This is a genomic window from Thermomicrobiales bacterium (assembly GCA_037045155.1).
Taxonomy (GTDB): Bacteria; Chloroflexota; Chloroflexia; order Thermomicrobiales; family CFX8; genus JAMLIA01.
In genome coordinates this window covers 541441-562856 of record JBAOIG010000003.1, presented here as the reverse complement: position 1 = coordinate 562856, position 21416 = coordinate 541441, and the positions used below count along the sequence as shown (strand labels likewise).

General features: G+C 61.9%; 21 protein-coding genes and 1 other RNA gene. 11 read left to right on the top strand and 11 right to left on the bottom strand.

Annotated elements, in window-relative coordinates:
- Positions 1-951, top strand: coding sequence for a pyridoxal-phosphate dependent enzyme (locus V9F06_05775; GenBank protein ID MEI2617145.1), 951 nt, complete (start codon positions 1-3; stop codon positions 949-951).
- 35 nt (positions 952-986) lie between these two features.
- Here the strand turns inward: V9F06_05775 and V9F06_05770 are convergent, their stop codons facing one another.
- The 3 genes from V9F06_05770 to smpB form a co-directional block, all read right to left on the bottom strand.
- Positions 987-1583, bottom strand: a complete 597-nt coding sequence (locus V9F06_05770) for a TMEM175 family protein (GenBank protein ID MEI2617144.1) — start codon at positions 1581-1583, stop codon at positions 987-989.
- Positions 1584-1718: 135 nt separating this feature from the next.
- Positions 1719-2073, bottom strand: a transfer-messenger RNA (tmRNA) gene (ssrA, locus tag V9F06_05765).
- Positions 2074-2100: 27 nt separating this feature from the next.
- The gene (gene smpB, locus V9F06_05760) at positions 2101-2598 is read right to left on the bottom strand and encodes an SsrA-binding protein SmpB (GenBank protein MEI2617143.1); all 498 of its coding nucleotides are present in this window, start codon (positions 2596-2598) and stop codon (positions 2101-2103) included.
- Positions 2599-2714: 116 nt separating this feature from the next.
- Here smpB and V9F06_05755 point away from each other — a divergent pair, with 116 nt between their 5' ends.
- Genes V9F06_05755 through aroA form a run of 3 tightly spaced genes read left to right on the top strand, consistent with a single transcriptional unit; the run spans position 2715 to position 5300 of the window.
- Positions 2715-3506 carry a class I SAM-dependent methyltransferase gene (locus tag V9F06_05755; GenBank protein ID MEI2617142.1) on the top strand — a complete coding sequence of 264 codons (792 nt, stop codon included), beginning with the start codon at positions 2715-2717 and terminating at the stop codon, positions 3504-3506.
- A 16-nt stretch (positions 3507-3522) separates the two neighbouring features.
- A complete protein-coding gene (locus tag V9F06_05750) occupies positions 3523-3990 on the top strand; it encodes a dTDP-4-dehydrorhamnose 3,5-epimerase family protein (GenBank protein MEI2617141.1) in 468 nt (155 codons plus the stop codon).
- Entirely contained in the window at positions 3969-5300 is a 1332-nt protein-coding gene (aroA, locus tag V9F06_05745; GenBank protein ID MEI2617140.1) for a 3-phosphoshikimate 1-carboxyvinyltransferase, read from the top strand. Before V9F06_05750 ends, aroA begins: the two co-directional genes overlap by 22 nt.
- Positions 5301-5304: 4 nt before the next feature.
- Here the strand turns inward: aroA and aroC are convergent, their stop codons facing one another.
- From aroC to rfbB, 6 genes are all read right to left on the bottom strand, one after another.
- Entirely contained in the window at positions 5305-6387 is a 1083-nt protein-coding gene (gene aroC, locus V9F06_05740) for a chorismate synthase (protein ID MEI2617139.1), read from the bottom strand.
- Positions 6388-6397: 10 nt separating this feature from the next.
- Positions 6398-7291: a GNAT family N-acetyltransferase gene (locus V9F06_05735; GenBank protein MEI2617138.1), complete on the bottom strand. Its 894-nt coding sequence runs from the start codon at positions 7289-7291 to the stop codon at positions 6398-6400.
- The gene (locus V9F06_05730) at positions 7292-8896 is read right to left on the bottom strand and encodes a peptide ABC transporter substrate-binding protein (protein MEI2617137.1); all 1605 of its coding nucleotides are present in this window, start codon (positions 8894-8896) and stop codon (positions 7292-7294) included.
- Between the two features lie 79 nt (positions 8897-8975).
- Positions 8976-9320: a hypothetical protein gene (locus V9F06_05725; GenBank protein MEI2617136.1), complete on the bottom strand. Its 345-nt coding sequence runs from the start codon at positions 9318-9320 to the stop codon at positions 8976-8978.
- A gap of 4 nt (positions 9321-9324) precedes the next feature.
- Entirely contained in the window at positions 9325-10023 is a 699-nt protein-coding gene (locus V9F06_05720; protein MEI2617135.1) for a PP2C family protein-serine/threonine phosphatase, read from the bottom strand.
- Between the two features lie 3 nt (positions 10024-10026).
- Positions 10027-11052 (bottom strand): dTDP-glucose 4,6-dehydratase, encoded by a 1026-nt coding sequence (rfbB, locus tag V9F06_05715; protein ID MEI2617134.1) that lies wholly within the window; start codon positions 11050-11052, stop codon positions 10027-10029.
- 86 nt (positions 11053-11138) lie between these two features.
- Here rfbB and V9F06_05710 point away from each other — a divergent pair, with 86 nt between their 5' ends.
- The 7 genes from V9F06_05710 (at position 11139) to ftsH (ending at position 19860) form a co-directional block, all read left to right on the top strand.
- Positions 11139-11861: an HAD family hydrolase gene (locus V9F06_05710; protein ID MEI2617133.1), complete on the top strand. Its 723-nt coding sequence runs from the start codon at positions 11139-11141 to the stop codon at positions 11859-11861.
- Positions 11858-12565 carry a tRNA (guanosine(37)-N1)-methyltransferase TrmD gene (trmD, locus tag V9F06_05705; GenBank protein MEI2617132.1) on the top strand — a complete coding sequence of 236 codons (708 nt, stop codon included), beginning with the start codon at positions 11858-11860 and terminating at the stop codon, positions 12563-12565. Before V9F06_05710 ends, trmD begins: the two co-directional genes overlap by 4 nt.
- A gap of 70 nt (positions 12566-12635) precedes the next feature.
- The gene (locus V9F06_05700) at positions 12636-13547 is read left to right on the top strand and encodes a dihydrodipicolinate synthase family protein (GenBank protein MEI2617131.1); all 912 of its coding nucleotides are present in this window, start codon (positions 12636-12638) and stop codon (positions 13545-13547) included.
- A 104-nt stretch (positions 13548-13651) separates the two neighbouring features.
- Positions 13652-14398, top strand: coding sequence for an ABC transporter ATP-binding protein (locus V9F06_05695; protein MEI2617130.1), 747 nt, complete (start codon positions 13652-13654; stop codon positions 14396-14398).
- 1 nt (position 14399) lies between these two features.
- The gene (locus tag V9F06_05690) at positions 14400-16742 is read left to right on the top strand and encodes an FtsX-like permease family protein (GenBank protein MEI2617129.1); all 2343 of its coding nucleotides are present in this window, start codon (positions 14400-14402) and stop codon (positions 16740-16742) included.
- Positions 16735-17718, top strand: coding sequence for an efflux RND transporter periplasmic adaptor subunit (locus tag V9F06_05685; protein MEI2617128.1), 984 nt, complete (start codon positions 16735-16737; stop codon positions 17716-17718). The genes V9F06_05690 and V9F06_05685 overlap by 8 nt, the downstream gene beginning before the upstream one ends.
- 186 nt (positions 17719-17904) lie before the next feature.
- Entirely contained in the window at positions 17905-19860 is a 1956-nt protein-coding gene (gene ftsH / locus V9F06_05680; protein MEI2617127.1) for an ATP-dependent zinc metalloprotease FtsH, read from the top strand.
- 68 nt (positions 19861-19928) lie between these two features.
- Here ftsH and V9F06_05675 read toward each other — a convergent pair whose 3' ends face one another.
- Together V9F06_05675 and recO are read right to left on the bottom strand one after the other, a co-directional pair.
- Positions 19929-20555: a PH domain-containing protein gene (locus V9F06_05675; GenBank protein MEI2617126.1), complete on the bottom strand. Its 627-nt coding sequence runs from the start codon at positions 20553-20555 to the stop codon at positions 19929-19931.
- A 56-nt stretch (positions 20556-20611) separates the two neighbouring features.
- Positions 20612-21406 (bottom strand): DNA repair protein RecO, encoded by a 795-nt coding sequence (gene recO, locus V9F06_05670; GenBank protein ID MEI2617125.1) that lies wholly within the window; start codon positions 21404-21406, stop codon positions 20612-20614.
- Positions 21407-21416 lie beyond the last annotated feature (10 nt).

Below are 21416 nucleotides of genomic sequence, written 5' to 3'. Positions count from 1 at the left end.
GTGAGCATCCGTCCCACTCTCGACGAAATCCGCGCCGCTGCGGCGCGGCTGGATGGCGTCATTGTCCGCACGCCACTCGTTCCGTTGCATTCCTACGGCGAGCCGTCCGGCATCTTCCTCAAGCCAGAGATCTTGCAACCAGTTGGCTCATTCAAGTTGCGGACGGTGTTCAATGCCGTCGCCGCAAAGACCGCCGAGGAACGTTCCCGTGGATTGTCGACGACCAGCGCGGGGAATACCGCCCAGGCACTTGCCTGGGTAGCGCGCTACTTCGGCGTTACCGCCCGCAGCCTGATGCCAGAAACCGCGCCAGAGTCGAAGGTGCGAGCAATGGAAGCGTACGGCGGAGACCCGGTGCTTGTGCCTGGCGCCGAGGTATTCCGGTTCATGGCCGAAGAAGGCTGGCACGACGAACCGTACACCTTCATTCACCCATGGCGCGAGATGGCAGGCTCGGCAACGATCGGGCTAGAGATCGTCGAAGATATGCCGGACGTCGATAGCGTCTATGTTCCGATCGGTGGCGGCGGGTTGATCGGCGGTGTCGGCTCGGCAATCAAGGCGCTGCGACCGGAGATCCGGGTCGTCGGAGTTGAGCCGGAAGGCTGCTGCGCATTCACTCGGAGCCTGGAGGCCGGGAAGCCGATGACTGTTGAGTGTCAGACGATCTGCGACGGCGTGGCCGTGCCGCTCGTGCTACCTGATGTGTTCGAGACTCTGAGAGAAGTCGTCGATGAGACGGTGCTCGTCTCCGATCGCGACGCGAAAGCAGCCGTCAAGCGCCTGGCGTTACGAAACAAGCTGGTTGCCGAGCCGGCCGGCGGTCTAACGGTCGCGGCTGCGCTCGCCGCCGACCCCGCGAAACGCGGCCGCGCTGTCTGCATCGTCTCCGGCGGCAGCATCAACGCCGACCTCCTGGCGGCGATATTGACTGATCCGACCCTCGACTGAATCAGGATCGACGCCGACCGGCCGGTTATCTCGACTCAGTCGAACACTCGCTCGAGGCGGCGATCGGGGACCAGCCACATCGCCGCAACGAGAACGAAGCATCCGATGGCCAGCCCAACACCGACGCGAGAGCCATCTGGATTCAGCGCGGCAGCCGCCAGCCCGAGGATGTACAGAACCCGCGACGCCGTGCCCTTGAAATCGCGACCCAGCGCTCGCTGGAGTCGAGAATCCGATCCCTCTCCTCGTGTGATCCCCGACTGCAGCACGGCATATGCGATGGCGGCCAGCATCAGGTTCACCCCGTAGATCATCACCGGAGTTCGCTCGAAGCCACTCTCTGCCATCCACTCGGTGGTGAACGGGAGGAGCGACAGCCAGAACAAGAGATGCAGGTTCGCCCAGAGCACGCCGCCGGTGATCCGATCCGTCGCCTGGAACAGGTGGTGATGGTTGTTCCAGTAAATCCCGACATAGGTGAAGCTCAGAATGTAGGACAGAAGCGCGGTCCCGGTCGTGTCCCGAAGCGCGGCAAGATCGTGCCCGTCCGGGACTTTCAGGGCCAACACCATGATCGTGATGATGATGGCGAGGACGCCATCACTGAATGCTTCGAGGCGTCCAGTACTCATTGATTCGTCACCTCCAGCCGGCTATCTTGCGGCGGCGCAGTGTGTCGTTTCTCATTCCCGATGATGATCGTCCAGGATCGTGTCTCTGGAAGAATAGCGAAGGCCCCGACCAATGAGGTCGGGGCCTTCACGCACTCGTGGAGATGGGGGGAATCGAACCCCCGTCCAGAGCTTTCAGCCGAAGATATCCTACAGGTTTAGTCGGTGATTTGTTCGCCCAGGTGAGCCACCGCCGACAGCGTCACACCGGGCTTGCCAGAAAGTCTTTCGCGGTCTCATCCAGCGATCGGAACCGCGGCAGCCCGGCTTAGTGGCGCTCGGCTCCGAACCGGCCAGGCTGCGGTTCGGGCGAACGTCGCGTCCTAGTTAACTAGGCAGCGAAAGCAAGCTGATGCTCGCCATTTAATGTTTTTGCCCGTTTTAACGAGGCCTCGGGCAACCTCGACCTGCAATCTCCGCACTTACGACCCTGTCGAAACCAGACATCCCCGTAACGTGCGGATCGCATCTTACACCTTTAGTCGCGCCGACGCAAGGCCTGATCGATCTGCCGCTTCGCGTCGCGCTCGGCCAACGCCTGGCGCTTGTCGAAGTCGCGCTTGCCGCGCGCAAGCCCGAGGTCGATCTTGGCCCGTCCGCGGCGCAACACGAGCCGCAGCGGAATGAGCGTGTAGCCGGCCGTCTCAGTCTGCTTCTGCAGGTAGTCAATCTGCTTACGGTGCAACAGCAGCTTCTTGGGGCGCAGCGGATCGTGCTGGAAATATGCTCCGGAGTGCTCGTACGGTGAGATGTGCATCCCGTGCAACCAGACCTCGCCGTTCTGGATTCGCGCATAGCCGTCGCGGAGATTGACCCGTCCATCGCGGATCGACTTGATCTCCGTGCCAGTCAGCTGAATCCCTGTTTCCATGTCCTCTTCGATGAAGTAGTCGTGAAACGCCTTACGATTGACGGTCACGACCTTCTCCCCACCCGAAGGCGTCGAGGCAGGCTTCGCTTTCGTCTTCGCGCACATGGCGTCACAGCTCCAGTCATCAACGGCAGGCCGGAGATCCGGCGGCGCTGGTTATAGCATGCGCCAGCATATGGCATCCGGGCAACCGGCGGTGAATCCGACGTACAATCGGTCGCATGTCGCGAACGAACGATGCATATGCCAGATTCGCTGAGTACTACGATCTCGAATACGATCGGTATGAGGACGACTTCGATCTCTATCGACAGTTCGCCACCGAAGCAAACGGCCCTGTGCTGGAGCTGGGGTGCGGAAGCGGTCGAGTGCTGCGCTCATTGGAGGAGCTTGGGTTACCGCTGGCCGGCATCGATCCCTCCCCGGCCATGCTCGCGCGTGCCCGACGTCGGCTCTCTTCCAGCACGGCGCTGGTCGAAGCCAGCATGGAGGATCTGAAGCCCGGCCTTCTACCTGTTCCAAAGTACTGGCTAGCATTCTGTGCAATCAACACGTTCCTGCACCTCGCCGATGCCGACGCTCAGATTGCTGCGCTCCGCGCTGTTCGTTCGATCGTCATCGATGGCGGGCTCCTGCTGCTCGACCTCATGGCGCCCGACCCACACTATCTGTCCAGTCTGGATGGACGCGTTCTTCTGGAGTTTAGCGGCACGCTATCCGATGGCCGACGCCTCGACAAATGGGTGACGAGAACACATGATTTCGCCAGTCAGACGATCACTACGACGGTCCTGTTCGACACCGTCGAACCTGGGAGTGGCGCGCTAACCCGAGTAGTCGATGAATACGCGACTCGCTACATTTATCGCTGGGAGCTGGAGCATCTCCTCCATCGCGCCGGTTGGGAGATGATTGGACTCTACGGATCGTATGATCTGGAGCCATACCGTTCGGAATCGGAACGCATGATCGCGTTGGCGACCTGGAACGACGGTCCGCTGACACCAGGGTGAAAGGACACGCCAGCCGATGGCGACGCAGTTGATCGATGGAGTCGAGATCAAGCGGCTCGTCACGCACGCTGACGAACGTGGGCAGCTGACCGAGCTTATCCGACGCGACGACCCCTTTTTCGAAGGGTTCGGCCAGTGCTATTTCTCCGTCTCCTATCCGGGCGTAATCCGTGGCTGGCACTATCACAAGAAGCAGACTGACTACTTCACCTGCATCTCGGGCATGATCAAGGTGCCACTCTACGACATGCGCGATGGGTCGCCGACCTACGGGGTCGTGAACGAGTTCTTCATCGGGGACGACAATCGGATCGTGGTCAAGATCCCGATTGGCGTCCTGCACGGCTTCAAGAACGTCGGGGTGACGCCGTGCTACCTGGTCAACTTCCCGACAACGCAATACGATCCCGCCGACCCCGACGAATATCGCGTCGACTGGGATTCCCCGGAGATTCCATACTCGTGGGACCTGAAGTTCACCTGACGATGGAGACGACAAGCGCGCTGCCCGATCCGCTCCCGATCCCGACGGCCCGCACGATTCAAGGGTCTGTCGTCCTGCCTGGATCGAAGAGCTACACCAACCGTGCCCTTCCGATCGCCGCGCTCGCCGAGGGGACATCGTTGCTCCGCGGCGCGCTCGAGTCCGACGACACGCACTACATGGTCGACGCACTCCGCGCGCTCGGCATCACGATCACGACCGACTGGGAGGCAGGCGAGATCGAGGTCATCGGGACTGATGGTCATGTGCCCGCAACGGAGGCGAATCTGTTCCTCGGGAACTCTGGCACGTCGATGCGCTTCCTGACCACGATCGCCGCGTTAGCTCATGCACGCATTCGGCTCGATGGAACCGCACGGATGCGCAAGCGCCCGCTGGCGCCGTTGATCGACGGGCTAGCCACGCTCGGTGTCGCGATTCAGTCTGAGGCAGGCGACGGCTGCCCGCCAGTTGAGATCGACGCCAACGGACTACCGGGCGGCGCCATCGCGATGCGCGGAGATCTTTCCAGCCAGTATTTCAGCGCGTTGGCGATGGTGCTTCCCTACGCCAACGCCCCGCTCGACGTCATCGTGACCGGTGACCTGGTCTCAAAGCCATATATCGACATGACAGCGGACACGATGCGGGCGTTCGGCGTGGAGCTGCGCCACGAGAACTACCACCGTCTCTCGGTTGAGCCGGGCCAGCGTTATGTCGGGCGAGTCTACGACATCGAGCCGGATGCCTCCGCCGCCAGCTATTTCTTTGCGCTGGCAGCAGTTACCGGCGGTGAAATGACTGTCGAGCATCTTCCACCGACATCGGCCCAGGGCGACCTCAAGTTCGTCGATGTGCTGGAGACGATGGGTTGCCGGGTCGAACGAAATGCGGACTCCATCACCGTTTTCGGCCCGTCGAGTCTGCGGGGCATCGATGTCGACATGAATGCGATCTCGGACACTGTTCAGACACTCGCCGCGGTTGCGCCATTCGCCAACGAGCCAACGACGATACGCAACGTGGCCCACATCCGCCTGAAGGAAACAGATCGAATCGCAGCCATCGCCACGGAGCTCTCGCGCGCGGGAATCCAGGTGGAGGAACGAGCCGACGGATTGACGATATACCCAGGCAAGCCGAGGCCGGCCACGATCCAGACATACGACGATCACCGGATGGCGATGAGCTTCGCAATCATGGCCACCAGGACGCCAGGGATGTCGATCGCCGATCCGGGGTGCGTGGCGAAGACCGTCCCTGGCTATTGGCGGCTGTTGTTCCCGCTCCTTGGAGCAGGAATACACTGAGGCGCTACGACGCCTCCCACGACGAGCGGCTCATCCGGTTGAGCAGCAGCAGGTCAGCCAGCACCAGGCACATCATCGCCTCGACCACCGGCACAGCACGCGGGACAACGCACGGATCGTGGCGACCTTCAACGAGGATCGTCTGCGGCCGGCCGTTGAGGTCGACAGTGTCCTGATCCCGGCTGATCGACGAGGTGGGCTTGATCGCAACCCGCACCACGATCTGTTCGCCAGATGAGATACCGCCGAGGGTGCCGCCGTGATTATTCGTCCGTGTGCGAATGCGGCCATGTTCGTCGACGACGAACGCATCGTTGTGCTGGGATCCGCGCATGCTGGCAGCGGCAAACCCGCTGCCGATCTCGACGCCTTTCGTCGCTGGGATGCCGAGCATCGCCTGGCCCAGTAGCGCGTCGAGCTTCTCGGCCGTCGGTTCGCCCAGGCCCGGAGGAACGTTGTCGGCTCGCACCTCGACGATACCGCCGAGGCTATCCTTCTCCAGCTTGATCTGATCGATTGCGGCGACCATGCGCTCGGCGGCCTCTGCATCCGCGGCGCGAACGAGATTGCGGTCAATCTGCGCGCGGTCGAACGATGACGTCACAACATCACCAATCTGGAGTGTGTGCGCATAGACATCGATTCCCGAGAGCCGTAGGAGTTCCCGCGCGATCGCTCCAGACGCCACGCGGCCCCACGTCTCGCGGGCGCTCGAACGACCGCCGCCGCGGTGGTCACGAAGCCCGTATTTCATCGTGTATGTGTAGTCGGCATGCCCTGGTCGATATCTGTCGCGAATGATGTCGTACTTGGTTGAATCGGAATCCTTGTTAAACGTGATCAGAGAGATCGGCGCGCCGGTTGTCCGCCCCTCGAAGACGCCGGAGAGAATCTGGACCCGGTCACGCTCGTTGCGCGGTGAGGTCACCTTGGACTGGCCAACCCGCCTCCGATCGAGGTCGTGCTGGATCAGATCTTCGGTGATCTTGAGTCCAGCCGGGCAGCCATCAATCACGGCGCCGAGCGCCGGCCCATGTGACTCACCCCACGTCGTGATCTGAAACACTCTCCCGTATCTGCTACCCATCAATGGCTCCCTATCTCACAAGCTCTTCGAGCCGGTGCGTATTGTCCAGCAGCCGGCCATAGATCCGATAGTCGCGCGAGGCGCTCCTGCGAAATCCGTATGATTCGTAGAGTGAGCGGCTCCGCGTGTTGCGCGCCTGCGTGCTCAGCCCGACGCGGCTCGCGCCGGCCGCCGCCAGCGACGACACAGCGTAATCCAGCGCCTTGCGTCCCAGACCTTGCCCCTGTATCGATGGGTCGACGGCGATTCGATCGAGGTGGCCCCAACTGCGAAACCGCGTGATGCCAACATAGGCAATGGCGCGACCACCCTCGTCAAGCGCGACATCGATACGAACACCGGGCGCGGCCGCGTACTCTGCGAACTCCTCGTCGCTGTTCCACCAGAGCCACGGAAACGCCGCGTGGTCCAGTTGGATCAGCTCCTCGACTCGCGCCGCATCGTTCATGTCGACCGACATAAATGTCAGCCCACCGCTCCTTTGCGCCTTCGACCGGATGTGCGTGAGCTCGTAGATAACGATGTCCTCGATCGGCTCAAGTCGCGCCTGTACGTAGAAGCCACCGTGCCGACGCTCCAGCTGTTCCGAAGCGACTGCAAGCGTCATTCCCTGACGGCCGGCAAGCGCACAGAACCCGTCGATGAGGTCGACGGCGCCACCACTCGCATACAGCTCGACGATACCGGCAATCTCCCGACGCCGTCGCCACTGGCTGCCAATGAGGAACTCGCCCGTCCTCTGATTCCAGACCGAGAGGCTGGGGCGGGCGTTCGCAATATCAGCCAACTCCCGGAGCGTGAACCGCGCGTCCCACGGGAGTCGCAGGCGGCCGACAACGTCGGGGGTCAATACGGCAATCTCATCCCCCAGAACGATCTGCGGCTCCCCGAGATGATGTGTCACTCAGTGCTCACCGATCCAGACGCTCTCCAGGCTAATGATCCCAAGCGGAGTCAACGTCAGTCCGTGGACATACGGCTTCACGAGGGTGTAGGCGATGTCGTGGAATAGCGGAATCAGGACGCCGTCGTCGATGATCTGTTGTTGCGCCTGCAAATAGAGTTGGGCGCGACGATCGGGATCCTGCTCCACCGCCGCCTTGTCGAGCAGGCTGTCGACCTCCGGGTTCGAGTAACCCGAGTAGTTGTCGGGGCTACGCGAGTGGAACAACGCCTCGAGAAAATTCGCCGGATCCGGGTAATCCGCGATCCAGGATAGCGAAAACGCCGGCAGCCTCCGTCCGATCAGAGCGTTAGAGAAGTCGCTCCATTCCAGCGCAATCGCCTCGCTCTCCAGGCTCAGGTCACGGCCAAGCACCTCGGCGAGTGCGACAGACACGCCACTCCCATAAAACGCCGGGCGGATCTCGTGGGGCGACGCGGACTCAAGATCAACATGCGCAGCTGCGAGGTCATATGGCACAGGTGTGGCCGGCCACTGACGATCGAGAATGCCCGGCGGCACGAGGCCATCCGCGACACGAACACGATCCTCCAACATGACGCGCGTCACCTTCGTTCGGTCGAACGCTTGCGCAACGGCCTTTCGGAGCATCGGGTCGTCGAACGGCTCAACTGCCGGGTTCAGCACAATGAACGACGTGGACAATTGCGGTTCCGACTGCAGCTCCGGGTAGAGCGGATCTGCCGGTGACAGTACACGGTCCAGTGCGCCCAATGGCACATCCGTCATATCAATCTCGCCAGCTTCGTAGAGGTTGAGGGGCTGGGCAGCGGCGCTTCCGAAGAGAACGGTGATGCGTCTCAACTGGGGCGCGCCGGCATAGAATCCGTCGAATCCAGTCAGCACGATCCGCTGTGCCGAGACCTCGGAGATTCTGAACGGTCCGCTTCCGTTCGCCGTCTTCCACCAGTCCGATCCAACGGCGTGGTCCACGTCGATGATCGCGGCGGGGCTACCGGTGAGCTTGTAGAGGAAGTTCGCGGCCGGTCGTGAAAGCGTGAACTCAACCGTCCGGGGATCGACGACGCGGATACCGGAAATCGAATTGGACCGGCCAGCAAAATAGTCGTCAATGCCCGCTATATCGCTGAAGTAGATCCTCGCCGGAAGCGCGCTATCGTCCCCGCCGGCCAGTGCCGGGTCGGCAGCACGCTCGAATGACCGCTTGATGGAGTTCGCGTCGATCGCCGAGCCGTCATGGAACGTGGCGTCTTCGCGCAGCGTGAACGTGTAGAGCAAACCGTCCGGTCGCGCCTCGACTGCCGCCGCGATGCCCGGCGCCACAATCAGGTCATTGTCGAGCCGCATCAGGCCACGAAAGATCTGTCGCGACAGGAATGATGATTCGGCATCGCGCAGGATCGCCGGATCGAGCGTGATCGGAAACGCCCCCCCACCGACGATCGTCAGCGACTGGGTCAGGGCTGATTGCTCGTTCGCGCCAGATGCTGTCGGCGCGGGAGCTGCCAGATCAGCGGACGCGCCACAGCCGGCGACCAGCAGGATCATGGCCGCGAGCAAGACCAGTCTGATGTGGTGTCGCATCGTCCGCGCCAGTCTCGACCCCGTCTTCCTGTTTCCTACGCTCACGGTACAGTGTAACAACCACGATGTCTGCGCTCGGTCAGACAGCGAATTTCGCCAGAACGCGTGAGAGCACGCCACCCGCAGACAGAGAATCCGTCGGAACGATGAGGTTGGCATGCTCGCGGGCGCTGGCGAGCCGCCCGGACTGAAGGTCGTAGAGCCATCCGGGCCAGTTTGGATCATCGCGACGTTCCCGGATCGATTCCAGGCTGACATCGAGATAGATCAGTGTGTCGGGGGACTGGTGGCGCCACAGATTGGCGATCGCAGAGTGCTCCTGTGCGACAGCCCATGCGTCAAATCCCCGGCCGCGAAGGCCGCTGGCGAGAGTGCTCTTGCCCGATGCGCAATGCCCGACGACTGCTATCCGCTGCGTATTCATCTCGTCACTCCGGAATCGGCCAGGTGACACGCATCGTCCGAATCGGCTGGACATCTTCGGCAGCGTTGATGGCGAGCGCAACGACGGCCATGTCATCGCCGGGCCGGCCCTGATCTGCGTCGATCGCGGCCGCCAGCAAACCCTCGGCGATGTCGCTTGCCGATCCGCCCATGGTTAGCGCCTCGAGCGGCTCCAACGGGCAACCAGCTCGCCGGCCAGCATTGGAAACACCATCGGTGAACACGACCACGTAAAGCCCCGCGCTAATCGGATGCTGATGGACGGTCGGCCGGGTGTGGCGATAGACGCCAATCGGAGTCGTCTCACTCTGCCGAAGAACTGCCCCGTCGCTATCAACGACGATGTACGGCACGTGACTGTTGCGCGTCAGCAACACAGTCCGTGACGCCAGATCCACCGACAGGAGGTCGAGTGTCGCCGACACCTTTCCGTGCCGATAGGCGAGCAAGGAATCATGTACTCCCCGCGCGACGGCGCCATCTCGGATGCCGTCCTTCAGCAACGCGACGGCTTTGCTCGACACCATCATGCTCAGCGTCTTCGCGGCGAACCCGGAACCCTGACCGTCGGCGATGACGACCGACAGACCCCCAGTGGGCCGCTCGACCGTCTCCACCGTATCCCCGCTATCACGCGAGGCGTACTTGTGCGTCTTTGCAATACCGACATCGACAGTGAGCACGCTCTACCCCAGCCTCTGTCGCGCAGCGTAATTTGCCTGATAGTACTCGTCGAACTCATCCGAGCGAAGCTGCTCCCACCACGCCCGGTTGTCACGGTACCAGCGAATTGTCTCCCGCAATCCGGATTCGAAGTCGACCTCCGGTTGCCATCCGAGCGAACGGGCCTTCGAGGAGTCCAGCGAATATCGCCGATCGTGGCCCTGCCGGTCGGTGACGAAGTGGAGCAGCTCGCTCGGGGCATCGAGCTCATCGAGGATGATCTCCGCGATCCGTATATTCTCGCGCTCGTTGCCTCCGCCCAGATTGTATGCCTCGCCCGGTTGGCCGTGGCGAAGCAGTACCTCGATCCCGGCTGCGTGATCCTGGGCATGGATCCAGTCGCGCACCTGCCGGCCATCGCCATAGACGGGGATCGGCTCGCCAAGCAAGACATTTGTCGTCGCCAGTGAGATGAACTTCTCGGGATACTGATACGGGCCATACGTGTTGGAGCCTCGCGAAATGACAGCCGGGACACCGTAGGTGGCAGCGTATGCCTTCACCATCATCTCGCCGCCAGCTTTGCTCGCGGAGTATGGGTTGCGCGGGTTGAGTGGGTCGTCTTCGCAGAACGATCCACTGTCCCTCACACCGTAGACCTCGTCTGTGCTCACGTGAACCATGCGCGTCAGCCCATGCCGGCGGACTCCCTCCAGCAGGACCCAGACTCCGTGCACGTCCGTCCGGATGAACCCACCGGGATCGAGGAGTGATCGATCGACGTGTGTCTCTGCCGCGAAATTGACGATGGCCTCGAAGCCCGCTATGGCTTTATCGACGTCTTCGGGGTTGCAGATGTCCCCTTCGACGAACGAGAATCCCGGCGCGCTGACGAGGTCAGCGACATTGGCCAGGTTCCCGGCATAGGTGAGCTTGTCGAAGACGCGCACTCGCTCATAACCAAGGGTGAGCAATAGCCGCGCGAATGTGCTCCCAATGAAGCCCGCGCCGCCGGTAACAACGACACTCCGAACAGTCCCGTGATTCATTCGCCCTTGTGACCCTTCCCCCGCGCCGATCCGGTACGATGATCGTGCGAAGACCGGCGACCCGTGCAGAGGAGGTCGGCAGTCCATTGACGATCGATACCGTAACATTCGATTTTCACAACACCCTCGCCTGGTGCGACGACTGGTTTCAGCTTGAGATCCGCCGTCTCGTGCCGGCGCTCCTGCGCTGGCATGGCAACATCGACGATCCCACAATCGAAGCGAAAGCGATCGAACGTTATCGCGCCCTTCGACTTGAGATTATTCACCATGGTAACGAACAGGATGCCGTCACCTGCGCGATGCAGGTGCTTCAAGAGCTTGAGATCAGTATCGACCGACCAACGGTTGAGCGTGGCATTGCGGAGGTGATGCGCAGCGCACTGGTCACATCTGAGCCAGTCACTGGCGCGATCGAGACCGTTCATCGGTTGGCGGACCAGGGGCTGCGGCTCGGGGTCATTTCCAGCGCGGTCTATCATCCGTTCCTGGTCTGGTCGTTGGAGAAGTTCGGGCTGGCAGACGCATTCCAGGTCATTGTCACCTCGGCCAGCGCCGGATACTACAAGACACGCCCGGAACTCTACTACTACACGCTCGCGCAGCTCGGCAGCAAGCCAGACCGAAGCGTCCACGTCGGCGACTCATACCGCTTCGACGTCCTCGGGGCCCGGGCCGCAGGAATGCACACCGTCTGGTTTGACACTGGTCACCACGAGGGTCGCGGCGACGAAGCGGACCTCTGCGTCACAACGATCGAGGGCCTCGCTCCCGTGCTCCTCGAACGATTTGACAGCGGCGATCGATGAGATTCGACGTTTTCACCATCTTCACCGGGATGTTTCGTGGGCCGTTGGATGAGTCGATCGTTCATCGAGCGATCGATCGTGGGCTGCTCGATATCGCCCTGCACGACATTCGCGAGCATGGTGTCGGCCGGCACCGCTCCGTTGACGACACGCCGTACGGCGGCGGCGCAGGGATGGTCATGGCCGCGCCCCCGCTGTTCGACGCGATCGAGACCGCGCTCGGGCCGGCGCTGTCGACAACGCCGATCATCCTGATGTCCCCGTCCGGAGAACAGTTCAGCCAGTCGATTGCTCGCGAACTGGCGCAATTGCCCCGGGTCGCGCTCATCTGTGGCCGATACGAGGGGGTCGACCAGCGAGTCCGGGATCATCTTGTCACCCGCGAACTATCAATCGGAGACTACGTTCTTACTGGTGGCGAACTGGCAGCGGCGGTCATCATCGATGTCGTCGCCCGACTGATCCCCGGCGTCATCGACGCGGCGTCTCTCGAAGAGGAATCATTCTCGGCCGGCCTCCTGGAATACCCGCAGTACACTCGCCCCGCCACATTCCGTGGCTGGGAAGTGCCAGACGTGCTACTGAGCGGGCATCATGCCGAGATCGCAGCCTGGCGCCACCGGCAGTCGGTCGAGATCACCCGGAAACGCCGGCCCGACCTGCTTACCCACTATGGTGATGGTGAGCCGCCGATACGATCCTGAGAGACATCATGCTACACTCTTCCCACTTCACCAGGTGTAGACAATTCGAGCATCGAGTTGGGGAGCCGTGATGTTTCGAGGCATCTATCCGCCGACGGTCACTTTTTTCAAGGACGACGGGTCTCTCGATTCCGGGACGAACCGAACGCACATCGACTTTCTTATCGATTCTGGCGTCCATGGCCTGTATGTGCTCGGGACCACCGGCGAGTTCATGCACATGACCCTCAAGGAGCGCGAGCAGCATGCCGTCGAGGTCGTGCAACACGTTCGCGGTCGCGTGCCGGTCATCCTCGGAACTGGCACACCCTCCACGCGCGAGACTGTCCGGCTCAGCCGCCACGCACAGGGAATTGGCGCGGATGCAATCGCGATCATCACGCCCTATTTCTGGACGCTCTCGGAACGTGAGGTCATTGCCCACCTGTCGTCGGTAGCCAACGCAGTGGATATTCCGGTCATCGTCTACAACTTCCCCGCCTACAGCAACTACAACATCGCCAGTGAGACGCTCGCCGAGTTGGTGAAAGAACACGGCAACATCGCTGGGGTCAAGGATTCGCTCGATAGCCTGGAACACCTTCGTCGACGAATCGACGTCGTCAAGGCGATCAATCCTGAGTTCTCTGTCCTGACCGGCAGCGACGGATACCTGCTCGCGCTCCTGGAGATGGGCGGGGATGGCTCGGTTCCGGCAACCGCGAATTTCAGTCCCGATCGGCACGTCCGCGTCTTCGAGGCGTTTAAGGCCGGCGACTACAAGGCCGCGTTGGATCAACTCCCGGCGCTACTCGGCCTTCTCGACGTCTATCAAGTCAACGGCTCGTTTCACACCGTCATCAAGGATGCAATGGCAATGGCCGGCGTAGCCCCAATCTCGAGCGCCCGTCAGCCAGCCCTGCCATTGACGGCAGAGAGTCGAGCCCGACTTCGGGAGATCCTCGCGACGCTGAACCTCCTGCCGACGCCAACACAGCGCTGACCGAGAGTACGATTCTCCTCTCTGACTGTGTCGTGCCTATACTGAGGCCGGCGTTCTACCGACGCCGGCCTCAGTCGTGAACCGAGCCGAAAGTACAGGCGGTCATGCATCACGCGACAGCGCACAACCTCCAAATTGACGCGCCAGTCGCACGGCTGGACGGGGTCACCAAACGATACTTCTCCGGTCGACGCGAGTTCCTCGCGCTGGACAACGTCTCTATCGAGATCGCCTCCGGCGACTGGGTCGCCATCGTCGGTCCGTCTGGCTCCGGAAAGTCGACGCTGCTCAATATCATCGCGGGAATTGACAGTGCCGACGCTGGTGACGTCTGGGTGGCAGGGCGGTTGCTAAACGGGTTAAGTGAAAATCAGCTCGCATCCTGGCGGGGCCGAGAGGTCGGCATCGTTTTTCAGTTCTTTCAGCTCATGCCAACACTCAATGTCGTCGAAAACGTCATGTTGCCAATGGATCTCGCTGGATTGGGGCGAGGGCGTCGCGATCGCGCGATGGCTCTGCTCGAGCAAGTGGGTATCTCACAACTGGCGCTGAATCTACCCTCCGAACTATCCGGAGGCGAACAGCAACGCGCAGCTATTGCGAGGGCGCTCGCGAACGAACCGAGCCTGCTCCTCGCCGATGAGCCGACCGGCAACCTCGATTCAACGACCGGAGCGCGAATTGTCGATCTGCTGGAGGATGTCTGGCAATCCGGAACGACAATTGTGATGGTCACGCACGACTCAGCCGTCGCCGATCGCGCTACTCGAACGATCACCATGCGTGACGGGCGGGCTACGCAATTCGGCACGCCGCGCATGGCCTCGTCGCCCGCCGGACAGGCTGGCTAGCGTGCGGTCGCTACTGGTCAAGATCCGGCGCGACCTGCGCCGTCGCCCATTACGAAACTCGCTGACTGTACTGGGTGTCGTGTTTGGCGTCGCAGGAGTCGTCGCGATCTCGGTCGCAACTCACGCAATGGTCGACGCGCAGCGGCTGACCTACGCGGGCAGCCAGCAGGCCGATCTGGCCACGTTTACCTCCGACATCAGCCCGACGACTCGACACTTGATCGAGCGTCAGCCGAATGTCGCGGCCGCCGACACCAGGGCCGTGACGTTCACACGTTTCGACGCCGGATCGGGTTGGGTCAACGTCCGATTGGTTGGCATCGACTCATTCGAGGCAATGCAGCTAAACGTCGTGACGCTCGTCCGCGGGAGATGGCCTGAGAGAGGCGAGATCGCATTTGACGAGAGTGCCCGCGATCTTTCGGCGCTCGCCATCGGCGATGTCGTCGCCATCCGCGACGCCCCGAACGAGCCGATCATCTATCTGACTGTTGTTGGCTTCACTCGCTCCCCGGCGCAACTTGGAGCGGGGCTGCTGAATCGTGCGACAGCGTACACCCAGGCAACGACAGTCCGCGAGATGACCGGCCGGACGGGCGACAACTTCCTGCTCGTCCGCGTCGTCGACCAACAGCGGGCGTCACAAACAGCGGAAGATCTGTCGCGGCTGCTGTCCAAACGCGGAGCGCAGGCATTCGGATTCAACGTCCGCGACCCGAACGATTTTGTCGGCTCGCGTGAGCTCGGGACACTGCTGCTGCTGCTCCGTGTCTTCTCGTGGCTCGGCGCGGCTCTATCTGCCGTGCTCGTCGCGAACACGATCGCAGCGGTCATGGGCGAAGAACGAAATCAGATCGGTATCCTCAAGAGCCTCGGAGCGCGACGCAACCAGATCATCATCACCTATCTCGCGTACGCAACTGGCATCGGTTTCGCAGGCACTCTCGTTGGCTGGGTAGCTGGATCGATCATTGGCCGGTGGATTACCACCTACCTGACCAATTTGACCGGCCTCCAGCAGCCGCCGTTTCGTGTCTCCGGTCGGGAGATCATGCTTGCGTTACTGGTCGGGACACTGGTGACGGTTAGCGCGACGCTTGTTCCCGCGTTGCTATACAGCAGGACTCGCCCAGCGTCACTGCTTCGTAGCGTCGGCGTCCGAAGTGAGGCCGGCCATCCGCTCGTTGTCCGCCTCACCGCGCCGGTCGCGCGCGCCAGCACGAGCGTCGCGATCGGCGTGAGAAACGCGCTTCGGCGGCCGGGTCGCGCTGGCGCGACGATTGGTGTCGTCGCCGTCGCGGTCGCCGCGTTCATCGGCACTCAGGCGCTGAGTCGCTCGGTCTCGGCGACGGTAGACGATCTGTATTCGCTGTATGGCGCCGACGGATGGATCAGCTTCCAGCATCCTGTCAATCTGAGTTACGCTCGCGACCTGGAGCAGGATCCGTGGATTCTTCATGCCGAGGCATGGACGAGTGCAACAGGCGCGTTCGGCGCTGTCCGGACGGATATCTGGGGGATGCCGGCCGGGCATCCTCTGTATGCGTACCGGCTGGTTTCGGGCGCATGGATCCGCCCGGCCAACCCGACGGCAGTCGTCGTGTCGAGTAATCTGGCGAACGAAATCGATGCTCGTGTCGGCGATGTGCGAGAGCTCGACATTGGAAAGCGCCGAGAGACCGTTCAGATCGTCGGGATCGTCGACGACGCCAGCACATATCTTGGAAGCACTACGACCGGAAAGGTCTTCATGCAGACTGCCGATCTGAACCGTCTAATCGGGCTGGGCAACCGAGCCGACATGTTCGCGTTCACGCTAACCACGAAGGAGCCAGCCGAGATCGACCAGGCATTGTCCGCGATCGAAGAGCGCGCCAGGGAGTACGGCCCGGTAACCTATGCCGCCTATTCCGACCAGCGCAGCTCAAGTCAGGCGATCGGCATCCTGACACTGATGCTGAATGCGATGGTCATCGTCGTCGCCATCGTTGGTATGGCAGGCATTGCTAACGCATTGTTGATCAGCATCGCCGAGCGGCGGCGAGAGTTCGGGATCCTCCGCGCCGTTGGCGCCGGGACTCGCCAGGTGGTGACAGTGCTGGTCAGCGAAGGAATCATGCTTGCCACGTTCGGCCTGGTGCTCGGCATTCTGGCGGGGTATCCGCTTGCGCTGGTCCTTGTCGCGCTCACAAGCCGCGAGCTCTTCGCTCTCTCCTTTCACTTGTCATTCCAGACGATCGGGCTGACGTTCGTGGTGGCGCTGCTGGCCGTCGCCGCAATCTCGACGGCGCCAGGCATCATCGCGTCGCGCATTCGTCCGATCCAGGTGCTGCGCTATGAGTAAACGCGTGCTGGCGCTGGCGCTCGTGGTCGTGCTCGTGGCAGCCGGGATCGGCTGGTGGACAGAACGGAGTCCAGCGGTCGAGACGACTGTGGTCAGTCGCGGATCGATCGATGTAACGATCCAGACCGTCGGAACGATTCAGGCCAACGGCGCGACAGTCGTGCGATCTACCGTGCCTGGCGTAGTCCAGACACTCGGCGTTGCCGCCGGCGACGGAGTTGAGTCGGGCGACATCCTCGTGATTCTCGACCGCACGTCATTCGAGGACGGGCTCGACACAGCGAGGACAACGCTGACACAGGCCGAATACGCGCTCCAGATAGCCGAAGGACGGTCGAATGCCAGCCCCGACGACAACGGACTCCGGCTCGAGACACTCAGCGCGGCGCAACGCGTTGACGGCGCGCAGCGAGCCCTGGACAGGGCGCAACGCGGACTCGACAACACTGTCGTCGTCGCGCCGGCAACGGGCACGGTGATCGACCTGCCGATCAAGGTCGGAGACTCCGTCTCGCAGTCCCAACCGCTGGCACGCATCGCCGCGCCGAAGGACATGCAGCTCGTCGCTGACGTCGATGAGCTGGATCTGCCGAACGTCGTCATCGGCGCGACTGTCACGTTCCGACTGGACGCCTATCCCGAACGGGAGTTGCAAGGTGTTGTGCGCACAACCGCTCCACAGGCGCGCGTCCAGGGCGGAGCAACTGTCTTTGCGACGACCGTCGACTATGAAGCTCAGCCAGATCTCGACATCAGGCCCGGAATGAATGCCGACGTAACGATCGTTACTGCATCGCGCCAGAACGTGCTCCTGATCCCCCAGCGGGCGCTGAAGACCGTCGGCGATCGTTCATTTGTCACAGTCAGAACACCGCAGGGCAATACTGATCGGGAGGTGATTCTCGGATATCGCAGTCAGGGTAACGTCGAAGTAGTGTCGGGCCTTACCGACGGGGAAGTAGTCGTCCTCCACTGACGCACCGCCCACGCGCTCGCTTCCGAGACACAACCGTGATGGTGAATTCCGCCGTGGGTATGGCGAGCGAACGACCCGTCACGGTAGCATAGGGATAACGCAATCGTTCCCATCCGGGTTGCTAGTAACGACGGCGCCCCGATGGGAGACTCTATCCAGGTCTCCTGTGTCCCTGGCGAGGTGTGCATGAAGATCCCCAACGCGAAGTTCGTCGTAGCCTCCCTGCTCGTTGTCATGATCGTTGCTATCGTCCTTACAGTGAGCCTGCAGAGCACGTCTCCACCGACAGTCGATGTTGTGACGTTCCTCCAGGATGTGAAATCCGGCAGCATCAAGTCGATCGTGGAAAACGACGGTGGCCAGACCGCGACGGTCAAGTACGTCGACTCGAGCATCATCCCGAAGGAAGTACGGATTCCGTCCGGCACATCCTTGACTCAGCTTTTCGAACAGTCGGGAATCCCTCTTGAGAAGTGGCCGACGATCGACGTTCAGGGCGCGTCCGCTGCTGACCGCTTCGCCCCCGCGCTCAAGTTTCTGTTGCTCGCTGGTGTGATCGGCGGTCTCTTCCTGCTCCTCCGTCGATCACAGTCCGGGATTGGTCGGCGGGGCCAACGGCGGGGCGACTTCGACCCGATCCGACCGGGCGATCGAACAGTGCTATTGTCCGACGTGGCCGGCTCTGAGGAGGTCAAGGAGGAACTTGCCGACATCATCGACTTCCTCCGCGAACCAGAGCGATATCACAAGCTCGGCGCGCGAATACCGCGTGGCGCGCTGCTCGTCGGCCCGCCCGGGACAGGCAAGACGCTGCTGGCTCGCGCAGTCGCGGGCGAAGCGAAAGCGTCGTTCTTCTCAGTGAGCGGCTCGGAGTTTGTCGAGCTATATGTCGGTGTCGGCGCTTCCCGCGTCCGCGATCTCTTCCGCAAAGCCCGCGAAGCCGCGCCGGCGATCATCTTCATCGACGAAATCGATTCAATCGGACGTAAGCGCGGACGCGCCGAGAACTCGACCGAATACGACCAGACACTGAACCAGATCCTGGTCGAAATGGATGGCTTCGACCAGCGGACAACGGTCGTTGTCATCGCGGCGACCAACCGCGCGGACATTCTCGATTCGGCTCTGTTGCGACCAGGGCGTTTCGACCGCCGCATCCACGTCGATCTTCCCGACCGTGCTGCTCGGACCGCAATACTCGAGGTTCACGGCCGTGGAAAGCCGTTGGCAACGGGCGTCAATCTGGGCGAGCTAGCCGCCCGAACAACTGGCCTGTCCGGGGCCGACCTGGCCAATGTCATGAACGAGGCAGCCATCCTCAGTGCGCGGCGAGACGCGGACACAATCGCGATGGATGTCCTCCTGGAAGCCGTCGACCGGACAATCGCAGGGGCGGCGCGAAAGTCGTCGCGCTTCACTGACCATGAGCGCAGGGTTATCGCCTATCACGAGGCCGGTCATGCGCTCGTAGCACATTACCTTCCAGACGCAGACCCGGTTCGGAAAGTCTCGATCGTCTCGCGGGGAAGGGCTGGCGGCTATACGATGATCGTCCCCGACCAGGATCGTGGACTCTGGACCCGCCAGCAATTGACCGATCGACTTGCCGCGTTGCTCGGCGGCTACGCAGCGGAGGAGATTGTCTTCGGCGATGTGACGACCGGCTCGTCCAACGACCTGGAGCAGATCTCGTCAATCACAATCTCGATGGTGTCTCGATACGGCATGGGCCAGACCTTCGGGCTGCTCTCGGCCGGCGAGGACGGTGCACGCACCGGGGGCTTTTCTCAGCGCACGGCATTTGCCGCCGAAAGCGAAGCGAGAGCGATCGTAGACGCAGCCCACGCGCTGGCGCTCGATATTCTCACCGAGCATCGCGCGGACCTTGAGCGTCTCGCAATCACACTCCTTGAGGTTGAGACTGTTGAGGGCGATCAGTTGGAGGCGATGTTCGGACCTGCGATCACGGCATCCCCCGACGAACGACGCACGCCTGTTCCGATCCACCACCTGCCCGACGCATCAGACTCGAGCGCAAGGCCGGCCCGGAAGCGTGGCCGCCGCGAGCGCATTGTCGCTCTTCCCGCAGCATTCGTTGCCAGCGCGCTATCCCGTCGAAGAAAGACCGCGACCGGCTCATGACCCGGATCGGCGAGCAGCACGCCTGATCGCATCGACTGCCGGGGTGTCAATGTCGCGAGGGTCGTGTGTTACTCCTGGACAAGCCGCTGGTGCTGCTCCTCAAACTCTTCCGGCGAGATGACGCCCGCAGCGCGCAGGTCAGTTAGCGCCGTCACCAGCCGGGCGTGGTCGCTGACCACCGGTCGCCGGTCACCTTCGCCGATATCGCTGAGCTGCATCTTGGCGTTCATCAACGTGCGCTTGAATTCAAACGGGCCGGAGATTCCGGTGAGGTTGTTGATACCGCGTTCGGCGCCGGTGAGAATGTCGATGTTTCCGTAACCAAACAACCGGCCCAGAACCGACTGCGTCATCAACACGTCGTTCACCTTCTCGAGCGCCGAATCGAGAGTCCGTTTTGTAAAGACTCCCTCGATCTGCAGGATGCGGTAATTCGTGATCACATACTCCTCACGCTGCCAGGTGAGGAAGCGGGAGACGGTCATTGTGAGCGTCACGATCGAGACTCCAACGATCGCCAGTGCCAGCCACGGCTCAAGACGATCCACCCGAGACTGGACGAGCCCTGCGCCGACCCAGAGGAGAATCGTGACAAGCGCGGTAGGCAGCATGTGGACGATCAGAAAGCTGATATGCCGGTGAGCGACCAACAGGATCGATTCATCTTGCCCGAGTAGCTTATCGAGGTACGACACCGACTGCCTCCGATTGGTGGACATCCACCCCAGCTACGACGCCCCAGTGACGACAACTATTCTAAGCGCAACTCGGCGACAACACGACGGGCGGCGGAGTCGCGGCCAGCCTGCCGGGTAATGTACCGCGCCAGGTGATCGCCAACCTCCGTCGCTACGTCTGCCGGAATGCGCAATGACAACAGGCGCTGAATCTCCCCCCGATCGATCAGGCGCAGCATCTTCAGCGCGTTCACGGAGATTGGTCTGGCGTCGGGACGCCCAACGAGACAATTCGGGCAGACGACACCACCCTCGACGCTGAACCCGTTGATCTCTGCCTCGATATCGCGCCCACAGACGATACATCGACTTAATTCCGGACGATAACCCAGGACACGCATCAACCCCATCTCACCGATGTGACTCACGAGCCGTTCGTCGCCACCGTCGTTGATCAGCTGATATGCGGCAAAGAGCAGATCGTAGACCGCCTCGTGGCGCTCATCCTCGGGAACCAACGCATCGACTAGCTCGGCGAGATACCCTGCGATCGCGATGGCCGACTCGCGTTCGCGCAGGCGTGAAAACGACTCGAGCATTTCTGCCTGGGAGATGATGTCGAGCCCTCGCGTCCGCGCGACCAATAGCCGTGTCGCGCAGAATGGCTCAAGATGGCCGGCAAGCTTGCTGCTCGTCCGACGCGATCCTTTGGCGACCAGGCGCAACTTCCCACGCTCAGCCGTGAGCAAAGTGACGATCCTGTCCGCCTCCCCCAGGTCGCGTCGACGCAGGACAATGCCCCGCACGCGATACAGTCTCTGGCGACCTTCGGGCTCGGGTGTTTCCATTGGTGATCTCGGATCGACCATTGATGACATC

Excerpts from the sequence above, each read along its gene's own strand:
- V9F06_05770 (MEI2617144.1), bottom strand. The coding sequence starts at position 1,583 with ATGAGTACTGGACGCCTCGAAGCATTCAGTGATGGCGTCCTCGCCATC.
- smpB (MEI2617143.1), bottom strand. The coding sequence starts at position 2,598 with ATGTGCGCGAAGACGAAAGCGAAGCCTGCCTCGACGCCTTCGGGTGGG.
- V9F06_05755 (MEI2617142.1), top strand. The coding sequence starts at position 2,715 with ATGTCGCGAACGAACGATGCATATGCCAGATTCGCTGAGTACTACGAT.
- V9F06_05750 (MEI2617141.1), top strand. The coding sequence starts at position 3,523 with ATGGCGACGCAGTTGATCGATGGAGTCGAGATCAAGCGGCTCGTCACG.
- aroC (MEI2617139.1), bottom strand. The coding sequence starts at position 6,387 with ATGGGTAGCAGATACGGGAGAGTGTTTCAGATCACGACGTGGGGTGAG.
- V9F06_05730 (MEI2617137.1), bottom strand. The coding sequence starts at position 8,896 with ATGCGACACCACATCAGACTGGTCTTGCTCGCGGCCATGATCCTGCTG.
- V9F06_05725 (MEI2617136.1), bottom strand. The coding sequence starts at position 9,320 with ATGAATACGCAGCGGATAGCAGTCGTCGGGCATTGCGCATCGGGCAAG.
- rfbB (MEI2617134.1), bottom strand. The coding sequence starts at position 11,052 with ATGAATCACGGGACTGTTCGGAGTGTCGTTGTTACCGGCGGCGCGGGC.
- trmD (MEI2617132.1), top strand. The coding sequence starts at position 11,858 with ATGAGATTCGACGTTTTCACCATCTTCACCGGGATGTTTCGTGGGCCG.
- V9F06_05700 (MEI2617131.1), top strand. The coding sequence starts at position 12,636 with ATGTTTCGAGGCATCTATCCGCCGACGGTCACTTTTTTCAAGGACGAC.
- V9F06_05695 (MEI2617130.1), top strand. The coding sequence starts at position 13,652 with ATGCATCACGCGACAGCGCACAACCTCCAAATTGACGCGCCAGTCGCA.
- V9F06_05685 (MEI2617128.1), top strand. The coding sequence starts at position 16,735 with ATGAGTAAACGCGTGCTGGCGCTGGCGCTCGTGGTCGTGCTCGTGGCA.
- ftsH (MEI2617127.1), top strand. The coding sequence starts at position 17,905 with ATGAAGATCCCCAACGCGAAGTTCGTCGTAGCCTCCCTGCTCGTTGTC.
- recO (MEI2617125.1), bottom strand. The coding sequence starts at position 21,406 with ATGGTCGATCCGAGATCACCAATGGAAACACCCGAGCCCGAAGGTCGC.